At 61.3% G+C, this 23,252-nt stretch carries 25 protein-coding genes; 7 read left to right on the top strand and 18 right to left on the bottom strand.

Annotation, left to right across the window (positions count from 1 at the left end; translation table 11 throughout):
* Window positions 1–22: 22 nt before the first annotated feature.
* The 3 genes from P0G09_RS08300 to P0G09_RS08290 are packed head-to-tail and all read right to left on the bottom strand — an operon-like array spanning window position 23 to window position 3,143.
* The gene (locus P0G09_RS08300) at window positions 23–1,342 is read right to left on the bottom strand and encodes an SLC13 family permease (protein ID WP_156067403.1); all 1,320 of its coding nucleotides are present in this window, start codon (window positions 1,340–1,342) and stop codon (window positions 23–25) included.
* Between the two features lie 9 nt (window positions 1,343–1,351).
* Window positions 1,352–2,077, bottom strand: coding sequence for a response regulator transcription factor (locus P0G09_RS08295; RefSeq protein ID WP_097770172.1), 726 nt, complete (start codon window positions 2,075–2,077; stop codon window positions 1,352–1,354).
* Window positions 2,067–3,143, bottom strand: coding sequence for an ATP-binding protein (locus P0G09_RS08290; protein WP_275252421.1), 1,077 nt, complete (start codon window positions 3,141–3,143; stop codon window positions 2,067–2,069). The genes P0G09_RS08295 and P0G09_RS08290 overlap by 11 nt, the downstream gene beginning before the upstream one ends.
* A 229-nt stretch (window positions 3,144–3,372) precedes the next feature.
* Between P0G09_RS08290 and glmM the strand changes: the two genes are divergently transcribed.
* Genes glmM through P0G09_RS08275 form a run of 3 tightly spaced genes read left to right on the top strand, consistent with a single transcriptional unit; the run spans window position 3,373 to window position 5,511 of the window.
* Window positions 3,373–4,758: a phosphoglucosamine mutase gene (glmM, locus tag P0G09_RS08285; RefSeq protein ID WP_117476435.1), complete on the top strand. Its 1,386-nt coding sequence runs from the start codon at window positions 3,373–3,375 to the stop codon at window positions 4,756–4,758.
* A gap of 25 nt (window positions 4,759–4,783) precedes the next feature.
* Complete coding sequence (locus P0G09_RS08280) at window positions 4,784–5,218, top strand: InlB B-repeat-containing protein (RefSeq protein WP_275252420.1); 435 nt, start codon at window positions 4,784–4,786, stop codon at window positions 5,216–5,218.
* A gap of 11 nt (window positions 5,219–5,229) precedes the next feature.
* Window positions 5,230–5,511: a hypothetical protein gene (locus P0G09_RS08275; RefSeq protein WP_117535611.1), complete on the top strand. Its 282-nt coding sequence runs from the start codon at window positions 5,230–5,232 to the stop codon at window positions 5,509–5,511.
* Between the two features lie 75 nt (window positions 5,512–5,586).
* Here P0G09_RS08275 and lepA read toward each other — a convergent pair whose 3' ends face one another.
* From lepA to P0G09_RS08255, 4 genes are read right to left on the bottom strand one after another with little or no spacing between them, the layout of a single operon-like run.
* Entirely contained in the window at window positions 5,587–7,398 is a 1,812-nt protein-coding gene (gene lepA, locus P0G09_RS08270) for a translation elongation factor 4 (protein ID WP_097770166.1), read from the bottom strand.
* Between the two features lie 22 nt (window positions 7,399–7,420).
* Window positions 7,421–8,626 (bottom strand): alanine racemase, encoded by a 1,206-nt coding sequence (gene alr / locus P0G09_RS08265; protein WP_275252419.1) that lies wholly within the window; start codon window positions 8,624–8,626, stop codon window positions 7,421–7,423.
* Window positions 8,607–9,407, bottom strand: a complete 801-nt coding sequence (locus tag P0G09_RS08260) for a tRNA 2-thiocytidine biosynthesis TtcA family protein (protein WP_005930004.1) — start codon at window positions 9,405–9,407, stop codon at window positions 8,607–8,609. The genes alr and P0G09_RS08260 overlap by 20 nt, the downstream gene beginning before the upstream one ends.
* Window positions 9,404–9,973: a hypothetical protein gene (locus tag P0G09_RS08255; RefSeq protein ID WP_275252418.1), complete on the bottom strand. Its 570-nt coding sequence runs from the start codon at window positions 9,971–9,973 to the stop codon at window positions 9,404–9,406. Before P0G09_RS08255 ends, P0G09_RS08260 begins: the two co-directional genes overlap by 4 nt.
* 287 nt (window positions 9,974–10,260) lie before the next feature.
* On the opposite strand from P0G09_RS08255, the gene rplM reads away from it, so the two are divergent.
* Both rplM and rpsI read left to right on the top strand, forming a co-directional pair.
* Window positions 10,261–10,689: a 50S ribosomal protein L13 gene (rplM, locus tag P0G09_RS08250; RefSeq protein WP_005929998.1), complete on the top strand. Its 429-nt coding sequence runs from the start codon at window positions 10,261–10,263 to the stop codon at window positions 10,687–10,689.
* A 17-nt stretch (window positions 10,690–10,706) separates the two neighbouring features.
* Window positions 10,707–11,105, top strand: coding sequence for a 30S ribosomal protein S9 (gene rpsI, locus P0G09_RS08245; RefSeq protein ID WP_005929995.1), 399 nt, complete (start codon window positions 10,707–10,709; stop codon window positions 11,103–11,105).
* Between the two features lie 124 nt (window positions 11,106–11,229).
* On the opposite strand, the gene P0G09_RS08240 is transcribed toward rpsI, so the two are convergent.
* The 6 genes from P0G09_RS08240 to asnS form a co-directional block, all read right to left on the bottom strand.
* Complete coding sequence (locus tag P0G09_RS08240) at window positions 11,230–11,715, bottom strand: RNA polymerase sigma factor (RefSeq protein WP_275252417.1); 486 nt, start codon at window positions 11,713–11,715, stop codon at window positions 11,230–11,232.
* Between the two features lie 4 nt (window positions 11,716–11,719).
* Complete coding sequence (locus P0G09_RS08235) at window positions 11,720–12,406, bottom strand: zf-HC2 domain-containing protein (RefSeq protein ID WP_275252416.1); 687 nt, start codon at window positions 12,404–12,406, stop codon at window positions 11,720–11,722.
* An 89-nt stretch (window positions 12,407–12,495) separates the two neighbouring features.
* On the bottom strand, window positions 12,496–13,800 hold the full coding sequence (locus P0G09_RS08230; RefSeq protein ID WP_275252415.1) for a M23 family metallopeptidase: 1,305 nt from the start codon (window positions 13,798–13,800) through the stop codon (window positions 12,496–12,498).
* Window positions 13,801–13,965: 165 nt separating this feature from the next.
* Window positions 13,966–14,172: a hypothetical protein gene (locus P0G09_RS08225; protein ID WP_005929737.1), complete on the bottom strand. Its 207-nt coding sequence runs from the start codon at window positions 14,170–14,172 to the stop codon at window positions 13,966–13,968.
* A gap of 127 nt (window positions 14,173–14,299) precedes the next feature.
* On the bottom strand, window positions 14,300–15,355 hold the full coding sequence (locus tag P0G09_RS08220) for an A/G-specific adenine glycosylase (RefSeq protein ID WP_275252414.1): 1,056 nt from the start codon (window positions 15,353–15,355) through the stop codon (window positions 14,300–14,302).
* Window positions 15,356–15,523: 168 nt separating this feature from the next.
* Window positions 15,524–16,912 (bottom strand): asparagine--tRNA ligase, encoded by a 1,389-nt coding sequence (asnS, locus tag P0G09_RS08215; protein WP_097772833.1) that lies wholly within the window; start codon window positions 16,910–16,912, stop codon window positions 15,524–15,526.
* A 467-nt stretch (window positions 16,913–17,379) separates the two neighbouring features.
* On the opposite strand from asnS, the gene P0G09_RS08210 reads away from it, so the two are divergent.
* Complete coding sequence (locus tag P0G09_RS08210; protein ID WP_275252413.1) at window positions 17,380–18,864, top strand: hypothetical protein; 1,485 nt, start codon at window positions 17,380–17,382, stop codon at window positions 18,862–18,864.
* Window positions 18,865–18,884: 20 nt separating this feature from the next.
* On the opposite strand, the gene P0G09_RS08205 is transcribed toward P0G09_RS08210, so the two are convergent.
* Window positions 18,885–20,003: a stage II sporulation protein P gene (locus P0G09_RS08205; protein ID WP_275252412.1), complete on the bottom strand. Its 1,119-nt coding sequence runs from the start codon at window positions 20,001–20,003 to the stop codon at window positions 18,885–18,887.
* Window positions 20,004–20,156: 153 nt separating this feature from the next.
* Window positions 20,157–20,942, bottom strand: coding sequence for a GPR endopeptidase (gene gpr, locus P0G09_RS08200; protein ID WP_275252411.1), 786 nt, complete (start codon window positions 20,940–20,942; stop codon window positions 20,157–20,159).
* 176 nt (window positions 20,943–21,118) lie between these two features.
* Between gpr and rpsT the strand changes: the two genes are divergently transcribed.
* Window positions 21,119–21,379, top strand: coding sequence for a 30S ribosomal protein S20 (rpsT, locus tag P0G09_RS08195; RefSeq protein ID WP_005929709.1), 261 nt, complete (start codon window positions 21,119–21,121; stop codon window positions 21,377–21,379).
* A gap of 1 nt (window position 21,380) precedes the next feature.
* Here the strand turns inward: rpsT and P0G09_RS08190 are convergent, their stop codons facing one another.
* The 3 genes from P0G09_RS08190 to P0G09_RS08180 form a co-directional block, all read right to left on the bottom strand.
* Entirely contained in the window at window positions 21,381–21,662 is a 282-nt protein-coding gene (locus P0G09_RS08190; protein WP_275252410.1) for a peptidoglycan synthetase, read from the bottom strand.
* 106 nt (window positions 21,663–21,768) lie between these two features.
* A complete protein-coding gene (locus P0G09_RS08185; protein ID WP_005929703.1) occupies window positions 21,769–22,125 on the bottom strand; it encodes a SpoVA/SpoVAEb family sporulation membrane protein in 357 nt (118 codons plus the stop codon).
* On the bottom strand, window positions 22,122–23,150 hold the full coding sequence (locus P0G09_RS08180) for a stage V sporulation protein AD (RefSeq protein ID WP_207684400.1): 1,029 nt from the start codon (window positions 23,148–23,150) through the stop codon (window positions 22,122–22,124). The genes P0G09_RS08185 and P0G09_RS08180 overlap by 4 nt, the downstream gene beginning before the upstream one ends.
* Window positions 23,151–23,252: the final 102 nt, after the last annotated feature.

Genomic DNA, 23,252 nt, shown 5'->3' with positions numbered 1-23,252 from the left:
ACTCGCACGGCCATGGCAGCACTTACGCGCCCCACACCAGCCAGAGATACACATAGCCCGTCAGGACGGCTGCCAGTGTGAACGGGATGCCGATGCGCAGAAAATCACGGGTGCGCACCTGCTCACCCTGCTTGCGCAGGATGCCGATGGCTGCAATGTTGGCCGAAGCGCCAATGGGGGTCAGGTTGCCGCCCAGAGTTGCACCCGTGAGCAGGCCGAAATAAAACAGCTCGGGCGGGAAGCCTGCACCGCCGTTCATCAGCCCGGCAATGCCCTGCACCACCGGCAGCATGGTGGCCACATAGGGGATGTTGTCGATGAAGGCAGAAAGGCCCACCGAGACGAACACCAGCAGGGTATAGAGCCGGAAGGGATCATCACCGGAGAGGGTGTAGAACAGCTGGGCGGCGGCATCGATGACCCCGGCCTTGCGGATGCCCTCGATCAGGATGAACAGCCCGAACAACAGCAGCAGGGTGTCACAGTCCAGCTCCCGGGCCGCCAGCCGGAACGGCGCGAATGAGCGGCGGCGCAGGCAGGCGCGCAGGATGCCGAACAGGCAGACCCCTGCACAGATCAAACCGCTGCGCAGGCCATAGAGCGCCAGCGGCAGACCGCCCGCAGGCTGGGGCAGGAAGGAGGCCGCGATGAGCAGGCCCACCGTCAGCAGCATCAGGGCGGAGGGAACGGTGTCGGTGACCTCGGTCTCCACCGTGGCCGAGATGGGCTGGGTCTCGTGCCGGAAGGTGAACAGCAGCACGCCCAGAGAGGCCAGCGCCCCCAGCTCCACCCCGAAGAAGATGCCGGGCCTGCCCTCCATCCAGAAGAAATGGAAGAAGTTCATCCCCGCAAAGCCGCCCAGCAGGATGCTGGTGGTGTCGCCCACAAGGGTGGCAGCTCCCTGCAGGTTGGAGGAGACCGCAATGGAGATGAGGACGGGCACGGGGGAGATCTTGAGCTTGCGGGCAATGGCAAGGCCCACCGGGGCCACCATGAGCACTGTGGCAACATTGTCCACAAAGGCGCTGATGACCCCGGCAAAAAGGGCCAGCATACACACGGCCCATTTCACATTGGGCACCCGCACGATGAGCAGCTCGGCCAGCCGGGCGGGCATCCTGCTCTCAATGAAGAGGGAGACCGTGCCCATGGTGCCCGCCATCATCAGCAGGACATTGAAGTCCACAGCCCGGGCGGCATCCATCAGGGTGAAGTCCCACAGGCCCGCCGCGCCCAGAGCCAGAAACAGAGCGGCCCCGCCCAGCGCGGCAAAAGGCCGGTACTGCGGCAGGGCCAGCATCAGAAGATAGGTCAGCAGAAAAATGATCAGTGCAGGAAGCATACGCAGTCCTCAGCTTTCGGGCCTGGCATCGGTGTCCTCGTCGATCATCCGGTATCCCACGCCCAGTTCGTTCAGAATATAGGTGTTGCGGCCGGGCACGCTGCCCAGCTTTTTGCGGATGTTTGCCATGTTGACCTGCAGCTTTTTGGTGCTGCCGCAGTCGGTATCGCCCCAGATGGCCCGCACGATGGCGGCATAGGTCATCACCCGGCCTGCATGTTCCGAGAGGAAGGCCACGATGTTATATTCGGTCTGGGTCAGCTTGATCTCGGCACCGTCCACAAAGACCTTGCGGCGCTCGTAGTTGATCTCAAGCCCCTGTGCCCGGAACACGCCGCCGGGCATTCCGCCCAGCACGCCGAAGCGGTTGGTGCGCAGGGCGGCGCGCACCCGGGCCAGCAGCTCGCCGGTGCCAAAGGGTTTGGTGATGTAATCGTTGGCTCCCAGATCCAGCGCCTCGATCTTGTCCTGCTCGGTGGTGCGGGCCGAGAGCACGACGATGGGGGTCAGGAACTTCTGCCGCACAAAACGGATGAGCTCCAGACCGTCCCGGTCAGGCAGGCCCAGATCCAGGATGATAAGGTCCGGATTGTGGGAGGTGAACAGGGTCTGGCCCATGGCGCAGGTGTTGGCAACAAGGGCCTGATAGCCGTTGGTCTCCAGCAGCGTCTCAATAAAGCTGCAGATGTTGGCCTCATCTTCCACGACCAGAACCTTGAATTTGTTATTGCTCATCTTCGTTTTCCTCCGTCTCAATCGATTCGGTCTCCAGCCAGAAGCGGATGCTGGTGCCCTCGCCCACCTTGCTCTCGGCCTGGATCTCGCCGCCGTGTGCCTTGACGATGGCGGCACAGACCGAAAGGCCGATGCCCATGCCGTGCTTGCCGCTGTCGGCCGCGGCATCGGCGGGCAGCACACCGGTGAACAGGGTGCGCAGGCGCTCCTTCGGAATGCCGCAGCCGTTGTCCGATACTTCAAACACCGCCCGGCTGCCCAGCGTGAACACCCGCAGGGTCAGCTGGGTCATCCCCTCGGCGTGGACGGCGGCATTTTCCAAAAGGTTCGTCAGCACCTGCGAGATCAGCATCGAGTCCATGGGGATCACGATGAAGCTGTCGGGCAGGTAGGTGGTAACGGGCACCTTGGGGTAGCGCTTCTGGAACCGCACCAGCACGGTGTCGATCAGCTCGTCCAGCACGGTGGGGGTCTTTTGCACGGCTACCTGCCCGCCGTCAAAGCGGGTGACGGACAGCAGGTTCTCCACCATCCGGTTCAGCCACTGGGCATCGGAACAGGCTTCGCCAAGAAGTTTTAATTTTTGCTCTTTTTCCAGACTGTCATAATTTTCAATGACCGTGGAACAGGCCCCGTAAATGGAAGTAAGGGGCGTGCGCAGATCGTGGGAGACGGCCCGCAGCAGGGTGGCCCGCATCTTTTCGGTCTCGCTCTCCATCCGCAGCTGTTCCTGCTTTTTGATGCGGGTGGTCAGGGTGCTGGTCATAATGGACACCACCAGCATCGCCATGCCCGAGAACAGGTTTTCCGGCAGGGTGAAGTTGAAGGCAAAGTAAGGGGAGCGGAACGCAAAATTCACGGCCAGCACGCCGATCAGGGAAGCCACCACGCCCCACACATAACCATCCGTATAGATCGAGGTCAAAAAAACTGCCAGAACAAACACCATCGATGCAACGCCATCGATCCGGCCGGTGATCTGCTGTGTGCCGGTCACGATGAGAAAGGCGGCGCACAGCACAGCGGCCAGGACCAGCGCGTCGTGCCAGCGGGTCTTCTGCTTCATGGGGATCCCTCCATATCTATTCTACTCCAGATAAAAAGTATACCATACTTTTCCTAAAGATGCAGTAAAGGCTGAAAAAAGAGCTGTTGTTCCGGGGGTGGGCTGCACAGAATGCCCAAACCCATGGATTCTTTTCCGGTTTTATGCTATTATAAAGAGTAAGAGCAAGGAGAGAGCGCTCTCAGGGATAAGAGAAAACGTAACGTTGCAATAGAAGGAGAAGAGGACTATGGGAAAATATTTTGGCACCGACGGCTTCCGTGGCGAGGCCGGTGTGAACCTGACCGCCGACCACGCCTACAAGGTGGGCCGTTTTCTGGGCTGGTATTATAATGCACTGCGGGAGCGCAGCGGCAACAACGAGCCTGCCCGCATCGTCATTGGCAAGGACACCCGCCGCTCCAGCTATATGTTCGAGTACAGCCTGGTGGCGGGCCTGACCGCTTCCGGCGCAGATGCCTACCTGCTCCACGTCACCACCACCCCCAGTGTGGCCTACATTGCCCGTGTGGATGATTTTGACTGCGGCATTATGATCTCCGCCAGCCATAACCCGTTCTACGACAACGGCATCAAGCTGATCGACTGCTACGGCGAAAAGATGCCGGAGGAGACCCTGCTGCTGGTGGAGGACTACATCGACGGCAAGCTCCATGTCTTTGATCAGGACTGGCCGGAGCTGCCCTTTGCCCACCGGGAGCATATCGGCTGCACCGTGGACTACGTGGCAGGCCGCAACCGCTACATGGGCTACCTGATCAGCCTGGGTATCTACTCCTTCAAGGGCATCAAGGTGGGTCTGGACTGCGCCAACGGTGCCAGCTGGAACATTGCCAAGAGCGTGTTCGATGCGCTGGGCGCAGACACCTATGTCATCAACAACCAGCCCAACGGCCTGAACATCAACCTGAACGCAGGCTCCACCCACATCGAGGGTCTGCAGAAGTTTGTGGTGGAAAAGGGTCTGGACGTGGGCTTTGCCTATGACGGCGATGCAGACCGCTGCCTCTGCGTGGATGAAAAGGGCAATGTGATTACCGGTGACCACATCCTGTACATCTACGGCTGCTACATGAAGGAGCGCGGCAAGCTGCTGACCAACACCGTTGTCACCACAGTCATGTCCAACTTTGGCCTGTACAAGGCCTTTGACGAGCAGGGCATCGGCTACGCCAAGACTGCCGTGGGTGACAAGTATGTCTACGAGTATATGGCCAAGAACGGCTGCCGCATCGGCGGTGAGCAGAGCGGCCACATCATCTTCTCCAAGTACGCCAGCACCGGTGACGGCATCCTGACCAGCCTGAAGATGATGGAGGTCATGCTGGCCAAGAAGAAGCCTCTGAGTGCTCTGGCCGCTCCGCTGAAGATCTACCCGCAGGTGCTGGAGAACGTCCGTGTGACCGATAAGAAGGCCGCGCAGGACGATGCCGCCGTGCAGACCGCTGTCAAGGCGGTGGCTGAGGCACTGGGCGATACCGGCCGCATCCTTGTCCGGGAGTCCGGCACCGAGCCGGTGGTCCGTGTGATGGTGGAGGCCCCTGACCACGACACCTGCCAGAAGTACGTTTCTCAGGTGGTGGATGTCATCAAGGCACAGGGCTACAGCGTCTGACGCTGAGCCGGAAAGAGAGCGCAGGATGAAGAAGTTCAAACGGATGCTGGCGGGGCTGGCCTGTGTGCTGGCGGTCTGCCTGTGTACCCCCACCGCTTTTGCGGCAAAGGTCATCGTCTATTTTGATGCCAACGGCGGTATCTGTACCTCTGCCGCGGAGCGCACCAATGCCGACGGCCAGCTGACGAGCCTGCCCACCGCCACCATGGAGGGCTATACCTTCGATGGCTGGTACACCACCGGTACGGATGATGTCACCGGTTTTCCCATTGATGTGCAGGTCAAAGCCAACGATACGGCGTTTGGTGCGGATACCACCGTCTATGCCCACTGGTCGGCCAATGGCGGCAGTGCGGAAGTGGTGGAGGAGAAAGAGGTAGACCCAAACACCCTTCTTACAACGATGGGGCTGGCAGCCGGAAGCGTGGTTCTGGTGCTGCTGGCAAGCCTGGCACTTTGAGAGGAGCGGACATGCAGCAGAACTTAAAATTTCCGGCGCAGTGCACCGTTATTCCTGCTGAGGAGCTGGAGCAGATTTCCGGCGGCGCTCCTGCCTGGGTGGGGGAGCTGAAGGATCAGATCCGCCCCTACTGGCAGAAGGCAAAGCCTTATCTGGCTTTTGGCATCGAGTGCGGCAAGGCCTTTGTGCAGGTCGTTGCGGCGGCATACAGTATCTACATCTATGGCCGGATCATTCAGGACTCCATGCACGGCATCAAGGACAGCCTGAACTGGTTCAAGGGCCTGAACTGAAAATATCGGGATATGAAACGTCCCCCTGCGCCGTTCGTGGTTTGAACGGCGCAGGGGGACGTTTGACATCTTTATTTAATCATCCGTGCTGTCCAGCTTCAACACGGCGGTAAAGGCCTCACTGGGCAGGGAGACGCTGCCGAGCTGGCGCATCTTCTTCTTGCCCTCCTTCTGCTTTTCCAGCAGCTTCTTCTTGCGGGAGATATCGCCGCCGTAGCACTTGGCCAGCACGTCCTTGCGCATGGCCTTGACGGTCTCGCGGGCGATGATCTTGCCGCCGATGGCGGCCTGCACCGGGATCTCGAACAGGGTGCGGGGAATGTTGTCCCGCAGCTTTTCGCAGATGCGGCGGCCCTTGGCGTAGGCGTTGTCCCGGAACACGATCATGGAGAGTGCATCCACAGGGTCGCCGTTCAGCAGGAAGTCCAGCTTGACCAGATCGCTCTCGCGGTACTCTTTGAACTCGTAGTCGTAGCTGGCGTAACCGCGGCTACGGCTCTTGATGGCATCGAAGAAGTCGTAGACGATCTCGCCCAGAGGCAGGGCGTAGTGCAGGTCCACGCGGACATCGTCCAGATACTTCATGTCGATGAGCACGCCGCGCTTCTGCTGGCACAGATCCATCAGGGCACCCACGTAATCGTTGGGGGTGTAGAGGTGGACATCCACAAAGGGCTCCTCCTGCTTGACGATGTTGGAGGGGTCCGGGTAGCTGGACGGGTTGTCGATCATCTCCACAGTGCCGTCTGTCATGGTCAGGCGGTAGCGGACGCTGGGGGTCGTGGTGATGATATCCAGATCGAACTCCCGCTCGAGACGCTCGGTGATGATCTCCATGTGGAGCAGGCCCAGGAAGCCGCAGCGGAAGCCAAAGCCCAGCGCGGCACTGGTCTCGAGCTCAAAGGTCAGGGAAGCGTCGTTCAGCTGCAGCTTTTCCAGCGCGTCCTTCAGGTCGGGGTACTTGGCACCGTCGGCGGGGTAGATGCCGCAGAACACCATGGGCTTGACCTGGCGGTAGCCGGGCAGGGCCTCGGAGGTGGGGCGGTCTGCCAGTGTGACGGTATCGCCCACGCGGGTGTCCTGCACGGTCTTGATGCTGGCGGTCAGGTAGCCGACCTCGCCGGCCTGCAGCTGGCTGCAGGGGGTCAGGCTGGTGGCACCCATGTGGCCCACCTCTACCAGCGTGAACTCTGCTCCGGTGGCCATCATCTTGATGGTGTCGCCGGGCTTGACGGTGCCCTCGAACACGCGGATGTAGACGATAACGCCCTTGTAGCTGTCGTAGATGCTGTCAAAGATCAGGGCCTTGAGGGGAGCGTCCGGGTCGCCGGTGGGGGCGGGAATATCGCTGACCACCCGCTCCAGCACCTGATCGACGTTCAGGCCGGTCTTGGCGGAGACGCGGGGCGCATCCATGCAGGGCAGGCCGATCACATCCTCCACCTCCTGGGCCACCTCGTCCGGGTGGGCGCTGGGCAGGTCAATCTTGTTCAGGATGGGCACCAGCTCCAGATCGTGCTCCAGCGCCATGTAGGTGTTGGCCAGCGTCTGGGCCTCCACACCCTGGGTGGCATCCACCACCAGAATGGCACCCTCACAGGCGGCCAGACTGCGGCTGACCTCGTAGGCAAAGTCCACGTGGCCCGGGGTGTCGATGAGGTTGAACTCGTAGGTCTTGCCGTCCTTGGCAGTGTAGTTCAGGGTAACGGCGCGGGCCTTGATGGTGATGCCGCGCTCCCGCTCGATGTCCATGTTATCGAGGATCTGATCCTCCATGATGCGCTCGTCCACGCTCTTGGTCAGCTCCAGAATGCGGTCCGACAGGGTGGACTTGCCGTGGTCGATGTGTGCAATGATGCAGAAATTTCGGATGTTGTCTCTTGCCATGTAATTCCTCCGGGAGAGTGTGTTAGTCGTTCAGGATCCAGTCCTCCACGGCAGCGGTCGTGCCGTGTTCCAGATAAACACGGGGCACCCGGCGGGAAACGCCGCAGAGCACCTCGTAGGTGATGGTATCGGTCTTGCGGGCAATGTCCTCCGCACTGTCGCTGACAGTGCCGCCCCACAGGATGGCTTCGTCACCCTCCTGCACCGTACCCGGCACAGCAGAGACATCCACCATCATCTGATCCATACAGACCCGGCCCAGCACCGGGCAGGGCGTGCCGTGGATCTCCACGATGCCCTTGCCGCAGCTGAGCTGGCGGGGGTAGCCATCGGCGTAGCCGGTGCAGAGGGTGGCCACCGGCGTGGGCCGCTCTGCTGTGAACCGGCGGCCATAGCTGGTGGACTGGCCCGGCTGCAGTACCTTGACCATGCTGACCACGGTCTTGAGCTTCATCACCGGGCGGAACAGCCCGAAGCGGACTTCATCGCTGGGGTCAAAGCCGTACAGGATGATGCCGGGGCGGGCCATGCAGTGTGCCCGGGGCAGGCCCTCGGGCCAGTCCGGGTGGAGCATCACACCGGCCGAGTTGTCGCAGTGGACGATGCCGGGCTCGTGCCCGGCTGCCGTCAGGGCGCTGCAGGCCTGCACAAAGAGCCGGTGCTGCTCGGCGGTGTAGGCAATGTTTTCCTCAGCGGTGTCATCGGCCACCGAGAAGTGCTGGAACAGGCCGGTCATTTCCAGGCCGGGCAGGGTGCAGGCGGCGATGGCCTCGGCAATGGCGGCATCAAAATCGGTGCGCAGAGCAAAGCCGATGCGGCCCATGCCGGTATCCACAGCCAGATGCACTTTGACCCGGCCCCCGACGGCCTGTGCGGCCTCGCTCAGGGCTTGGGCCTGGGGCAGAGAATAGCAGGCCGCGGTGATATCGTCCCGGATGAGGGCGGCAGCGTATGTGGGCTGCACATGACCCAGAATGAGGATGGGCAGGGTCTGGCCGCTCCTGCGCAGCTGCAGGGCCTCGGCCAGGCAGCTGACAGCCAGCCAGGAAGCACCCTCCTGCGCAAAGACCCGGGCGCACTGGACGGCACCGTGGCCGTAGCTGTCGGCCTTGACCACGGCACACAGGGGCAGGCTGCCTGCCCGCTGCTTTACGGTGCGGAAGTTGGCCCGCAGGGCATCGAGATCGATCTCAGCCCAGACGTGTTTTTCAAAGTTCTGCATCTGCATGATGCATTCCCTCCTTTGGGGATGGATTGGATGTGCGTCCTGTATGGACCGGCCGCCAGCCGTCGATGCCGCTCTCCTGCAGAGCATGGAGCGTTTTCTGCCGGAAGGCGTGGTCGGTGCGGCAGCGCTCCCGGACAAAATCCTTGGTCTGCTCCCGCACGGTCACACCGTCGGCGGGGCAGCGGCTCTTGACGATGGGAAAGTCCTCCTCCTTTACCGCACAGCGCACCTCGTGTTCGGTGGCCAGCAGCATGGGGCGGATCAGGGTCAGGCCCCGGCGGTCCAGCTGGGTGACCGGGGAGAAGCAGCCAATGCGGCCCTCCCGCCAGAGATTCATGTAAAAGGTCTCGACAGCATCATCGAGGTGGTGGCCCAGTGCCACTTTATTGCAGCCAAGCTCCTGCGCCGCCGTGTGCAGCGCGCCCCGGCGCAGCCTGGCGCAGAGGGAACAGGGGTTCTTTTCCTGCCGGTATTCAAACACGATGGGGCCGATCTCGGTGCGGCGCACCTCGTAGGGGACCCCATACCGGGCGAACAGCGCCGCCAGCGGGCTGTAATCCACAGCCTGGTGGTCAAACTGCGGGTCAAGGGTAACGGCCACGACCTCATAATCAAAGCCGAGGTACCGGCGCAGCTGGGCCAACCCGATGGTCAGAGCCACGCTGTCCTTGCCGCCCGAAACGCCCACCATGATCTTATCACCGGGGGAGATCATCTCGTAATCCTGCACGGCCTTACGCATCAGGCCGCAGAGCCGCTGCATGGCGTGTGGATCGCTCATGTCAGGCTCACGCTTTCCACCAGATTGACGATATCGCTGATGGAGGCCAGCTTGGTCAGGCCGGAGACATAGACCACATCGCCGCTGTCGTATTCGATGGTGGCCAGCACGGCGTAGTAGGCCTGGATATCACAGCGCACGGCAGTGACAGTGGCACCCTCCACCTGCAGCTTGACCTTGCGGGGGCTGATGACACCGTAGGCTGCTTTCAGGTCGGCTTCCGACTGGCCGATGAAATCTTCGTAAGTGGCTTTGTCTTCCCGCTGGAACAGCACCACCTGATAGTTGGCGTTGGCACTGTCCTCACCGGAAGCCAGCTGCAGCGCATGGCCCAGCGCAGCATCCTCGGTCATCTGACAGACGGGCCAGACGGCACTTTCGTAATCCACCGAGATGCCATTCTCCGCATCAAAGTGGGTGTCGGGGTTGGCAGGAGTGCGGCGGTTGACGGCCAGCGTCAGCCCAAAGTAGGCCAGCGCACCCAAAAGCACGATCACGCCCATGGCGAGCAGCAGCCTGGAGGCCCGCTGCTGGGAGGAATCCTGCGTGTGAATGTCTTTCGGCATGGAAAAAATCTCCTTTATACAATATCTTATATAGTATAACACACTCGGCGGCAAAATTGTAGCGCCGCCGGGACAAATTTGCCCCCCGGAGGCTGAAAAACTTTTTGAAAATGCAATTTTAGAAAACACGAGATTTCAAGAGGATTCAAGAGATTTTGAGAGATATAAAAATTTCCACTGAAAAAATCGCAAAAAGATGTTGACAGGCGCTTTTTTGTGTTGTATACTGACACTCGCGCCCCAAAGGCGCCTGAATCGTACCAAACACTTATCAGGAGGAAATAGATATGAGCACTACTCTCGTAAAGCCCGCTGAAGTCGAGCGCAAGTGGTATCTGCTCGACGCAACCGGCAAGAGCCTGGGTCACGTCGCTGCTGAGGCCGCTGTTCTGCTGCGCGGCAAGCAGAAGGTCAACTACACCCCCAATGTCGATTGCGGCGATTACGTCGTTGTCGTCAACTGCGACAAGGCAGTTCTGACCGGCAAGAAGGCTGAGCAGAAGTTCCACATCACCCACAGCAAGTACATTGGCGGCCTGAAGAAGGTCCAGTACAGCAAGCTGATGGCTGAGAACAGCGACCTGGCTATGACCTACGCTATCAAGGGCATGATCCCTTCCAACACCATCGGTGCTAAGGCTCTGACCCGTCTGCACTGCTACCAGGGTGCCGAGCACGCTCACGCAGCTCAGAAGCCCGAGAAGATCGAGTTCTAAGAAGGAGGCAATCGAACATGTACGAAACCAAACCTTATTTCTACGGCACTGGTCGTCGTAAGGATTCCGTTGCCCGCGTTCGCGTTTACACCGGCACCGGCAAGATCACCATCAACGATCGTGATATCGACAACTACTTCGGTCTGGAGACCCTGAAGCTGATCGTCCGTTCTCCGCTGGTTCTGCTGGGCCTGGAGGGCAAGTACGATGTCGTCGTCCGCGTTTCCGGCGGCGGTGTTTCCGGCCAGGCTGGCGCTATCCGCCACGGCCTGTCCCGCGCCCTGCTGCAGCAGAGCGATGAGAATCGTTCTGTTCTGAAGAAGGCTGGCTTCCTGACCCGTGATCCTCGTATGAAGGAGCGTAAGAAGTACGGTCTGAAGGCTGCACGTCGTGCACCCCAGTTCTCCAAGCGCTGATTTGTTTCAGATGTATCTTTACGGCTCTGCTTCGGCAGAGCCGTTTTTGTTTGTTGCGCTCCTGCGCACAAAAAGAACACCCCCGCGCCTTTTGGCCGGGGGTGTTCTGCTGTGATAGGAAATGTCAGGTGGAAGAGGAAAGCATCTTTTGCAGCTGGGTCTTGGCCCGGTAGTAGGTCACCCGGGCCCATGCGGCATTGTGGCCGAAGATCAGCCCGATGCGCTCAAAGGGCAGCTCGCCGAATACCCGGAGGCTGAACACCTCTTTGTAAGGCTCGTCCAGCGTGTGCAGGCACTGATGTACAGTGAATGCCGCATCCTGATCGACCAGCAGCTGGGCAATGTCCGGAGTGGCGGCGGGGGCGGTTTCGGCATCTTCCAGCGGGGCAGTGCGCTTTGTCCGGCGGCAGTGGGAATAATAGGCGTTGCGGGCCACCGTGAACAGCCACGCCCGTACATCCTGCCGGTCGTCGTAGTCTTTTAGGCCGTCCAGTGCCTTGAAGAAAGTCTCCTGCGTCAGCTCCTCGGCCAGTGCCTCGTTGTGGGTCAGGCCCTGCAGGAACAGAAACACATCCCGGAAGTAGAGCCGGTAAATGCTGTCGATGTCCATAGGCTCAGCCCTTCTTATAGTCGGTGCCATATTCCTGGTCGGTGCCGTAGGCGTAGTCGAAGGTACCGTCCGGGTTTTCCTGCACGATGTAGCGGTCTACCTGCTGTCCATCGCGGTAGTACAGGGTTTGGTCTGCGCAGTCTACGGTCAGCAGCTGGGTAGGAGATACCATGACCCATACAGAGAATCGATCAGAACCCACCAGAGCTGTCAGTACCCGATGCACACCCGGAAAGCGGTAGCGCATGGCCCGCACAGTGATCTGCGGCTTGCCCCAGCTGAAGGTGTCCTCCATATCCAGCCAGACCCCCTCGCCCTGCGCTTCCAGAATGCAGATGTCTGCACCATTCTCTTTGCGGTTGTAGGTCCAGAACTGAGCCTGCTCTGTGGTGGCCGGGACGCGGGCAGTGCCCATCCAGAATATCAGTGCCAGAGCGCACAGGGCTGCCAGCACTGTGCCGATTGCTGCGCGGATGCTCCTTCTTTGCAGGGCGGCCCTGATCCTGCGCAGGGGCGCATCCGGCTGCGCTTCCGGCCGCACCGGCACCGGTTGCTCCATCTGTTCCAGCTCGGCGCGGCAGGCTTCACATTCGGCCAGATGCTCCTCTACCAGTGCATTGGTGGCCTCGCTGGTGATGTGCTCCGCATACAGCGGCAGCAGGTCACGGATGATATCACAATTCGTTTTCATCGTCTTTTGCCCTCCTTTTTCATGGCCTTTCACCCCAATAACGCAGAAAAGGAGAAAGCGTTACAGGTTTCTGCAAATTTTTTGCAGGATCAGCCCTTCTCCTGCCAGAATAACCCACCGCTGGTCTGGAACAGGGGCCAGGGGTTCACGCTCTTGCTGCCGAGCTTGAAGTCCATGGTCAGCTCCTCGCCCAGCACGCCGACAGCCTGCCCCCGCTCCACAGTCTGGCCGCGGGTCACGGAGAGCTCCTGCAGGCCATACAGATAACTGCGCACGCCGCAGCCGTGGTCGATGACCACGGTGCTGCCGGTGAGAGCCAGATCGCCTGCAAAGACCACTACGCCGCCTGCAGGGGCGCGGCAGGGCTCACCGGGGATGGTGTAGAGCCGGGTGGAGTTGGATCGGCTGCCCTGCTGGCCGCCGGTCACCTTGACCTGACCGAAATCCACCAGCGTCATGTAGTTTTCTGCCGGGCAGAGGAAGGCACCGGCCCAGAGCTTTTCCCGCACGGGCTGCTCGTACAGAGGCCAGATGTTGTTCCGGAACTCGGCGTTGGCGGCCTCGGTGGATGCAGGTTCCGGCTCCACCTCCACGGTGCCGAAATCCTTGGGCAGAACGGTCAGCGTCCGGGCAAAGGTCTCGCCGTTGACGGTAACGTTGACCGTGTGCCCGCCCGCCGAAGCGTTGTAGGCGGCGGGGATGTAGGCGCGCCAGCCGCTGCCCAGCCGGACACACTGAACGCTGCCCAGGTCGGTCTCCACGGTGGGGGCGGTCTCGCCGGTCAGGCCGGTGATGGAAAGCGCCGCCACACCGCCCTGCTCCAGCCGCTCGGTGGAAAGGGCGACCTCCGCGCTGGCCTGCAGGGTGAACCGGAAGGAGTAGCTGTACCAGCCCGTGGGCTTGGCCGGGTGCTCTACGCCCAGGTTCTTGCGGATGGCACCGGTGGAACCGCCCTCAAACTGGGTGGCGAGATAATCCTGTGGCAGCCGCCAGACCGTCAGCTTTGCCTTGTAATCCCCGTTGGCAGGGAAGAGAAAGTCCTCGTACTGAGAGGCTGACCCCGCAAACACGATGCTGCCGATGTCGGTCTCGATGGTCAGGGTGGTGTAGCTGGCCCAATCGGGCAGGGCGAGGGCCGGGTGTGCGTCATACAGCACGCCCAGTTTCTGCACGGTGAGCGTTTCGGGGCTGGTGAACACCTTATCGAACACGCCGCCCAGCAACGGTACCTGCCAGCAGGAGCCGTTCACTTCCAGCGCCTGCCCGCCGAACTGCGTGTCTGCCGCCGGGCGGGAACCCTTGCCGGTAAAGGAATAGCTCACGGTCATCACCGCGCCCAGCAGCACGGCAACGCCCAGAATGACACCAACGACCCACAACAAAAATCGTTTCATGGATATGTACTCCTGTTACAAAGCCGCATCCCTGCACTTGGCTCCCCTGCCAGGGGAGCTGGCCGCGCCGGAGCGGGGACTGAGAGGTTGATTAATCAATGCGGCGTATAAAAAAGCGCACCACAGCTTGCAGGGACAAGCCGGGTGCGTTTTTCGGTGTTTGGTTTATTCTGCGGCATCCTCGGCAGAAGGATCTTCTGCGGGCTGCTCTGCGGCAGGCTCAACGGTCTCAGCCTTATCCTCGCCAAACAGCAGACGCTCGTACTCGTCCAGCTCCTTCTCACGGCGGTGCAGATAGACAGCCACGGCGGCCAGCGCACCGGCCACAGCGGCCAGCGTGGCGATAACAGCGATCAGACAGGATTTCTTCATAGGACACACTCCTTTTCTGGTGGGGAACGGTGGTTCATGGAACCGGAGTTCATTTTGATAAGGCTATTATACCCGGAAAAGCAAAAAATTACAATCCGAAATGCAGAAATTTCATCAATCCGGGCAATCACAGCAATTTGGTCAGCAGCAGCTTTTTGTAGACCTTGAAGGCACCGGGCAGGGTGTACGCGGCCTCCAGCTGCTCCTTTCCGGCCCAGACGCAGCCTGCGGGGGCGGGCTGCTCCGGCACAGGGAGAAAATAGCCGCTCTGGTGCCATTCGATGTGGGTGAAAATGTGCTTGGCAGCAGGCAGGGGCGTGAAATGTGCCCCTGTGCAGTCCAGCCCCAAGGCAGCAAGGCGGGCGGCGGTCTCTGCGGCGGTAAGGGTGGTATCCTCCCACAGCACCGGCTGCCACAGCCCGGCCAGCAGGCCCTTGGCCGGCCGCTGCTGGAGCAGCACCCGGCCCTCGTTCAGCACCAGCGCCACCGTGACCGGTGTGATGCGCCGGGCCTTGGGGGGCGTTTTCTGGGGCAGGGAGAGGGCGGTGCCTGCGGCCCGGGCCCGGCAGAGCGTGCCCAGCGGGCACTGCTCACACAGAGGTGCGCCGTTGGGCAGGCAGACCAGCGCGCCCAGCTCCATCAGGGCCTGATTGTAGTCTCCGGCTTTTGCGGGCGGCTGGTGTTCCATGACCCGTGCCGTGAACTCCCGCTTCACCTGCGGGTCGGTGACCAGCCGGGGGTCGTTGTAGAGCCGGGCAAACACCCGCAGAACGTTGCCGTCCACGGCGGGAACCGGGAGACCGAAACTGATGGAGGCAATGGCCCCCGCCGTGTACTCTCCGATGCCGGGCAGGGCCAGCAGGGCGTTGTAATCGGCAGGCAGCTGCCCGCCGTACTGGGCGCAGACGATCTTCGCTGCCTTCTGCAAATTGCGCACCCGGCTGTAATAACCCAGCCCCTCCCACAGCTTGTGCAGCTTTTCCTCCTCACATCCGGCCAGCGCGGGGATATCCGGCAGGGCGGCAAGGAAGCGCTCGTAGTAGGGCAGCGCCGCCGAGACCCGGGTCTGCTGCAGCATGATCTCGCTCAGCCAGACATGGTAGGGCGTGGGGTCCTCCCGGAAGGGGAGGATGCGGCGGTTGGCGTAGAACCAGTCCAACAGGGCAGGAGCGATATTTTCCACTTGTATTTATCTCCTTGTTGAAAACAACCCTCTCCGTCATTGCTCCGCAATGCCACCTCTCCCGAGGGGAGAGGCTATGCTGCCTTTATCCAAGAGCCGCAATAGGCTCCCCCTTCGGGGGAGCTGGCAAAGCCGACAGGCTTTGACTGAGAGGGTTGAATTTAATCCTTAGAAACCGTAAGCGGTGCGGGGGAAGGGCAGCACGTCACGGATGTTCTGGATGCCCGTGAGGTACATGATCATCCGCTCGAAGCCCAGGCCGTAACCGGCGTGCTCCACGCCGCCGAACTTGCGCAGGTTCAGGTACCACTCGTAGTTGGTCTTGTCCATGCCCAGCTCGTCCATGCGGGCCACCAACTTGTCGTAGTTCTCCTCGCGCTGGCTGCCGCCGATCAGCTCGCCGATGCCGGGCACCAGCATATCAGCTGCGGCCACGGTCTTGCCGTCCGCGTTCATCTTCATGTAGAAGCTCTTGATCTCCTTGGGGTAATCGGTGACAAAGACGGGCTTCTTGAACACGACCTCGGTCAGGTAGCGCTCGTGCTCGGTCTGGATATCCACGCCCCACTCCACGGGGAACTGGAACTTCTTGTTGTTCTTCTTCAGGATCTCAATGGCCTCAGTGTAGGTGATGCGGCCGAACTCGCTGTTTGCCACCAGCTCCAGGCGCTCGATCAAGCCCTTGTCGATGAACTGGTTGAAGAAGGCCATCTCATCGGGGCAGTTGTCCAGCACGTAGCGGATGACGAACTTGGTCATGGCCTCGGCGGTGTCCATGTAGCCCTTCAGATCGCAGAAGGCCATCTCAGGCTCGATCATCCAGAACTCGGCGGCGTGGCGGGTGGTAAAGCTTTTCTCCGCACGGAAGGTGGGGCCGAAGGTGTACACCTTGCCAAAGGCCATGGCCATGGCCTCGGCCTCCAGCTGGCCGGAAACGGTCAGGTTGACGGGCTTCTCAAAGAAGTCCTGGCTGTAATCCACGGTGCCGTCCTCGTTCTTTGGCACATTCTGCAGGTCCAGCGTGGTGACCTGGAACATCTCACCGGCACCCTCGCAGTCGGAAGCGGTCAGCAGGGGAGAGTGGGAGTAGATGAAGCCGTTCTCCTGGAAGAACTTGTGGATGGCGTAGGCAGCCACGCTGCGCACGCGGAATGCGGCGTTGAAGGTGTTGGTGCGGGGGCGCAGGGTGGGCATGGTGCGCAGATACTCCATGCTCATCTTCTTCTTCTGCAGGGGGTACTCGTCTGCGGGGCAGTCGCCCAGGATCTCCACGCTGTCGGCGTTCAGCTCAAAGGGCTGCTTTGCCTGCGGGGTCAGGACAATGCGGCCTACGATGCGCAGGCTGCTGTACAGGCCGGTGTGGATGACCTCCTCGTAGTTTGCCAGCTTGCCTGCCTCCAGCACGACCTGCAGGGTCTTGAAGCAGCCGCCGTCCGACAGGGCGATGAAGCCGATGTTCTTGGAATCACGGATGTTCTTGGCCCAGCCGCACACGGTGACCACCGTGCCGTCGGCGGGAGTGTTCTTGTACAGCGAGACGATCTCAGTACGTTCCATCTTTCTTTCCTCCGATATAAAAATAAAAAGACAGCTTTGCCCTGAATTTTCAGGGCGAACAAGCTGTCTTGTAATGTCCGCGGTGCCACCTGAATTACCGGAAGTGTCCGGTCGCTCGCGCGCTCCAATAAGCGCTGCCCTGGTAACGCTGGGCTTTGCGGCGCACCTACTGGCGGCGGAATGCCGTGTTCAGTTTGCAGCTCCCGGGTGTTCGTTCGCGCACTGGCCCGCACGCGGCTCTCAGCTGCTGCCGCGCTCTCTGTAGCGTCCGGAATGCGTTACTTTTCCCGATCTTTGCTTTTCAGTGATTCTAAAAATAGCACAGCAGCACCGGTTTGTCAATCGGCTTTTTGTGGAAAAACGGTTGAATTCTGACGGAAAGAATGCTATTATTTATTCTGTTATAATATGTGCATTGCACAAAACGGAACAAACATGAAGATTGGCTTTGTCCTGAGGAGTAGAGCATGAACGAAAATCAAACCACTTACCCCACCGGCGCACAGGATGAGGAAGAGATCGACCTCGTCGCGCTCATGGTGACCCTTCTGCACAAGCTCAAGCCCATCCTGCTGACCGCGGTTGTCTGTGCTGTGATCGCTGGCGGCCTTGCCGGGGTAAAAATCCTGCGCGGCGGCGCTGTTTCGGCAGAAGATCAGGTTGCTTATGAAGAGGCTCTGGCTGAGTATCAGCAGAAAGAGAAGGATTATGAGTTTGCTGTGCAGCAGTACGAGCTGACGGCGAAGAGCAACGAGGATGCGCAGTCTAGTGTGCAGGAAGCACTGAAACAGGCACAGGACTATGCAGAAAAGTCGCTGCTAAAAAATCTGGACGTTTATAATGTCTGGACGGCGCAGGCTGACCTTTATATTGACAGCGGCTACAAAATCCAGCCGGGTTCTGCGTATCAGAATGTTGACCCGACCGGTGCGTTGCTGGCTGTATATCAGAAACAGCTGGTCAGCGGTGACTCCATGAATGCTGCCGCTGATGCCGTAGGGGTGGATGTGCGCTACCTGAAGGGCGTGGTCACGGCAGAACTTTCCCAGAACGACAGTGGCGAGTATAACGGCGTGATGACCTTGCAGGCGTATGCTGCAGATCAGCAGACCGCAGAGAAAATTCTGAACGCGCTGCTGGGTCGTCTGGATCTGATCCATGATAAAGCGGCAGCTGCTGTGTGCAGCCACAGTGTACGCGTGATTGATCAGAGTGTGACACAGGGGGTCTCCACGGAACTGCGTGCGCTGCAGCAGACGAGCGATGAAGATGTTCAGAATCTGCAGAGCCAGCTGGTGGAACTGCAGAGTGCCCGTCAGGCGCTGGATGACAATCTGGCTTCTGCTAAGAGTACTTGGGAGAGTGCGGAGGAGCCCGCACTGGACGGCGGCGCTGCCTCCTCGGTGGCAAAGTACCTGCTTATTGGCTTCCTGCTGGGCGGTGTGCTTGCCTGCGGCGTGGTCGTGGTCAAGTTCCTGCTGGACGGCATGGTCTACTCGGCCAGCGAGCTGAACCGTTCCACCGGCCTGCCTGTGCTGGGCGCGCTGGCCAGCGACCGCACCAAGAAAGCCGGAAAGCTGGATGCAAAGCTCTATCAGATGGAGGGCCGCCCCGATGGCAGCGCGGACGCTGAGATGCTCTGCCTGATGGCTCAGACCATCCGCAGCCGCGCCCCGGAGGCGAAGAATATTCTGGTTACAGGCGATCTGCCTGCGGACCAGCTGGAAGCACTGGCCGCTGCCCTGCAGGCCACGGAACCCCTGCGCGGCCAGAGCGTGACCGCCGCCGAGAGCATCCTCAAGGCCGCTGCCACCGTGCCCCATGTGGTGGCTGCCGATGCCATTGTGCTGGCTGCCGACTGCACGGTCACCCGCACCGATGCCGTGCGGGAGCAGAACGAGAAGATCGTTCGGCTGGGCAAGCAGATCCTGGGCTGCATCGTATACGAATAAACAATCAAAAATGCCGCTGGTCAGCCAGCGGCATTTTTGATTGCCTGGATCAGCCCATTGGCCGCCAGCTGCCCGGCATAGAGGGCCTCGTTCAGGTTGTTGCCGTGTCCGCCGATCTCTATGAGCAGGCTGCCGGGGGTCAGATCCTGATTGTAGAACCGGTAGCTGAACAGGACCGGGCGGGTGAAGCCGGGGTACAGGCCCTCCATGGCGGTTTCCCAGGCGGCGGCAAAGCGGAGGTTGAGCCGGTAGTTGGGCAGGCTGACCGTGGTGCCGTTGTCGCACCCGCAGATGATCATCACCTGCGCCGCCTGCCGCCCGTTGACGGTGCACACCGGGGCCATGCGGGAGCCGTTCTCAGTCTCGATGGCATCCCGGTGGACATCCAGCACGATCTTGATGCTGGGATACTGCGATAAGTATTGCTGCACCACCGCGCGGCTGTTGGCGTAGCTGCCGGTGTAGCTGGGGTAATCGTTCAGGGTCTCATCGTGCAGGGTATTGAGCCCGGCGGCGTTGAGGGTGTCCGCCATCACCCGGCCCACAGCGCACATGTTGAGGTCCCGGTCGGTGGTGCGGGAGCCGTCCCCCGGGCGGTACCACAGCCCTGCTGAGAGCCGGTAGTCCTCAGTGGCATGGGTGTGCATGATGAGGATCTGCGGGTCGGGGCTGTTCCACTCCACCGCAAAGGGGAGCGGGCTGGTGATCTCGGCGGCGACATCTGTGTTGGAGACGTTGGTGTTGTTCTTGATGCTGCCGCTGCCGCAGGGAATGTATTTCTCCCCGCTGCCCTGCGGATAGTTCTTTTCCAGGATGGCACCGGCTCCCTCCGGGCGGGCCTCATCGCCTTCCAGCGGGACAAGGTAGGCTTCAATGTCACCGGCAGGCAGGGCGGGAGCCTCCTGTGCGGGCTCTGCCTGTGTTTCCTGCGCAGATTCGCTCACGGCCTGTGAGGCATTCTCGGAGAGGTCTTTCCGGCTCAGGTAAAGGGCGGTCTGCACGGCTGGCAGCGGCCCGATGACCACTGCTGCCAGCGTGAGGAGCAGCTGGTGCGCAAACAGTGCCAGCCCCAGTGCAAGGCCTGCCGCCGCTGCAAAAGGCAGGGGATGCCCGCACCCTGCCATTTCCCGCCTGCGCATGGAACCTCACCCCCTTCTGCAAAATAGATATGAGAGAACCGCTCCGTCAATGCGAACGGATTGCTGCCTCTCCCAGTAGGAGCAGCAGGCCGGCAGCAGCATAAAACTGGCCCCTATCAGGGGAGCAGGCGAGCGAAGGCGAGACCGAGAGGGTTACCCCACCAGCCAGCACAGCTGCGCCACACTCAGCTTTGGCTGCAGGGCCCGGTTGATGGCAGCCCCCAGCAGGGCCGCGCCGTGGGCGATGACTCCGTCCAGATCCCGGGGCGTGACGACCAGATCCCGGCCCTCCTCGGCCTGCATCAGGGTGGGGATGCCCGCCGCAAGGACAGGCACACCCAGCCGGGCGGCATCCAGATGCCGGGAGTGGTCGGGCTGGGCCGGGTGGAGCCCGGTGTCTGAAAACTGGAGCGTTCGGCCCAGCCGCTCCGGCTCAGCAGAGCAAAGGCTGTCCACACAGAGCAGGGCGGCGGGGTGCAGCTCCCGCACCAGCGCCCCGGCCAGCTGCTGTAAACTCAGGCCCGTGGCCGCCGATACCCCCGGAGCCACAGCCGCCACCGGCCGGATGCCCTGCACCGGTACGGTGCGCGGCCCCATGGTCACGAACACCTTCTGCACCGTGCGGGGACCCAGAGCATCCGCCGTGACCCGGCGGTTGCCCACCCCCAGCACCAGCACCGGGCCTTCGGGCGGCAGCAGGGGCCGCAGCTCTGCGGCGGCGGCTTCGATCACGGCGCTGTCCCGCTCGTCCAGCAGGCTCACGCTGGGGACCTCCAGCGTCACATACCGGCCCCGCGGCCGCGCCAGCCCCTCCCGCGCGATCTCTACCCGGGTGATCGTCACGCCGCCCTGACGGGCCGTTGCCACGCGCACCCCGGCGGGCAGGGCAGTTTTGCCCGGCTGACCGAACAGTTCATCGGCAAGGTCAGTTTCCCGCATTTTGCATCCCCCATCCGTCTGAATTTCCGTATTTGGGCGCTTTTCCCGCCCAAACGGTACCAGAAGTATGGGAAAATGAAAAAATTCTAAACAAAAATTCAAAAAAGGCTTGCGCTGGTACGGCAAATATGGTATCATAAGGTGCGCTGTTATAGGTAGCCAAGGAGGTGGAACGAATGCCTAACATCAAATCTCAGAAGGACCGCGTCGTGCAGGCTGCTGCAGAGCAGGCTCACAACAAGGCCATTAAGACCAACCTGAAAACAGTCGTCAAGAAGGCAGACGCTGCCATCGATGCTAAAGCCGCTGACAAGGACGCAACTGTCCTGGCTGCTGTTTCCGCGATCGACAAGGCTCGCGCTAAGGGTGTCATCAAGAAGAACACCGCTTCTCGCAAGATCAGCCGTATGGCCAAGCGTGCAAACAAGAACGCCTGATTTACGACAGATCAAGTGATCGACTGACGAACAAAACCTCTGTATCGGGAACCCGATACGGGGGTTTTTGTTTTTCCAGCAGCTGTTCCGGGGGCAGGGGCGCGGGCTGCTCTGCCAGCGCCCAGAACGCCCAGCCTGCAGGCACAGCAGCCGCCAGCACCAGCCCGGGCCAGAGCACGGCGGGATATGTAAGGGCCTCGCTGCCGGGCAGGAACACCGCCGCCGCGCAGAGCACGAGGGCAGTCCAGCCCTCCCATAAGATCGTTGCAAGAGTCTCGCACATGACTATCATCTCCTTTTCTGGAAAAGTATACCATGCAGAGGACGCGAATGGGCGCAGAAAAGGACGATACACGAAAAAAGAGTATCGTCCCAGGAAGAGTTCTGCTTCAGTTCTGGTCGTGGCTGCGGCCCACCAGCGAACAGACCACGCCGCAGACAAGGCTGGTGGTGATGCCTGCAGCCGCGGCGGTCAGCCCGCCGGTCAGGATGCCGATGGCTCCCTCTTCGGCAAGGGCGGTGCGCACGCCTTTGGCAAGCAGATGCCCGAAGCCCAGCAGGGGAACGGTGGCACCGCAGCCTGCAAACTCGGCCAGCGGCGCATACCACCCAAGGGCCGAAAGCACCACGCCTGCCACCACATAGCCTGTCAGGATGCGGGCGGGGGTCAGGGCGGTCAGGTCGAGAAAGAGCTGGCCCACCACGCAGATGGCCCCGCCTGTAACGAATGCCCAGAAATAGTTCATGTGTTTCCTCCGTTCTGTTCCTCCGGGGCAGCAAGCTCCACCAGGTGCGAGATGGCGGGGATGCTCTCCTTCTGCAAAAAGGTGGTCTGGCTCATCAGCGCGCCTGTTGCCAGAAAGAGCACCCGGCGCTGCCCCCGCCGCTCCAGCCGGGGCAGGAGATGCCCGCAGAGCACTGCTGCACAGCACCCCGGCCCAGAAGCGCCGCTGTGCACCGACTGGCCCTCGGCATCATAGAGGAGGGAACCGCAGTCCACATGGTTCTTGAGGAGCAGGCCCTCGGCGGCCAGCAGCTCCCGGAACAGCTGACTGCCCACATGGCCCAGGTCGCCGGTGCAGATGGCATCGAACTCCTGCGGCTGGGTGTTGGTATCGGTGAGGTAGCGCAGGAGCGTTGCCGCCGCAGCCGGAGCCATGGCGGCCCCCATGTTGTTGATGTCCCGGATGCCCAGATCCTGCACCCGGCCAAAGGTCACGGCCCGGATGCCGACCCCCTGCCCGGCGGGGCGGAGCAGGCAGGCCCCTGCCGCCGTGGCAGTCCATTGGGCGGTGGGGGTGCGCACGGCTCCGTAGGAAAGCGGGGTGCGGAACTGCCGCTCGGCGGTGCAGAAGTGGCTGGAGGTCATGGCCAGCAGGCCGTCTGCCATTCCGGCGCTGCACAGGCAGGCCCCAACACCCAGCGCCTCGGCCATGGTGCTGCAGGCCCCGAACAGCCCCGCAAAGGGCAGGCCCAGCGCCCGGGCCGCATAGCCCGAAGCCGTGCACTGGGCCTGCAGGTCTCCGGCCAGCAGGAGGCTCACATCCTTTTCGGTGGCGTGGGCTTTTTTCAGGCAGAGCCGTGCCGCCTGCAATTGCAGCTGCGTTTCAGCGGCCTCCCAGCTGGCCTGCCCGAGGCGGTTGTCACTGTGCAGCTCATCGAACTCTGCCGCCAGCGGGCTTTCGCCCTCCTTTTTGCCGCCGATGCAGGCGTGTGCAGCGATGACAGGCGGTTTTGGAAAGATCAGGGTGTCACCCCGGCGGGTCGCCATGAAAAAATCCCCCTTTCAGGGCTGTTTTTCTTTGGGATTTGTGCTATAATAGCGCTCGTGCGATATTCTGCTCCATCCGCTCTGCCGGAAAACTGCAATTTT

This window comes from Faecalibacterium sp. DFI.5.82, from assembly GCF_029076575.1.
GTDB lineage: Bacteria > Bacillota > Clostridia > Oscillospirales > Ruminococcaceae > Faecalibacterium > Faecalibacterium duncaniae.
This window is presented reverse-complemented; position numbering and strand designations above follow the sequence as displayed.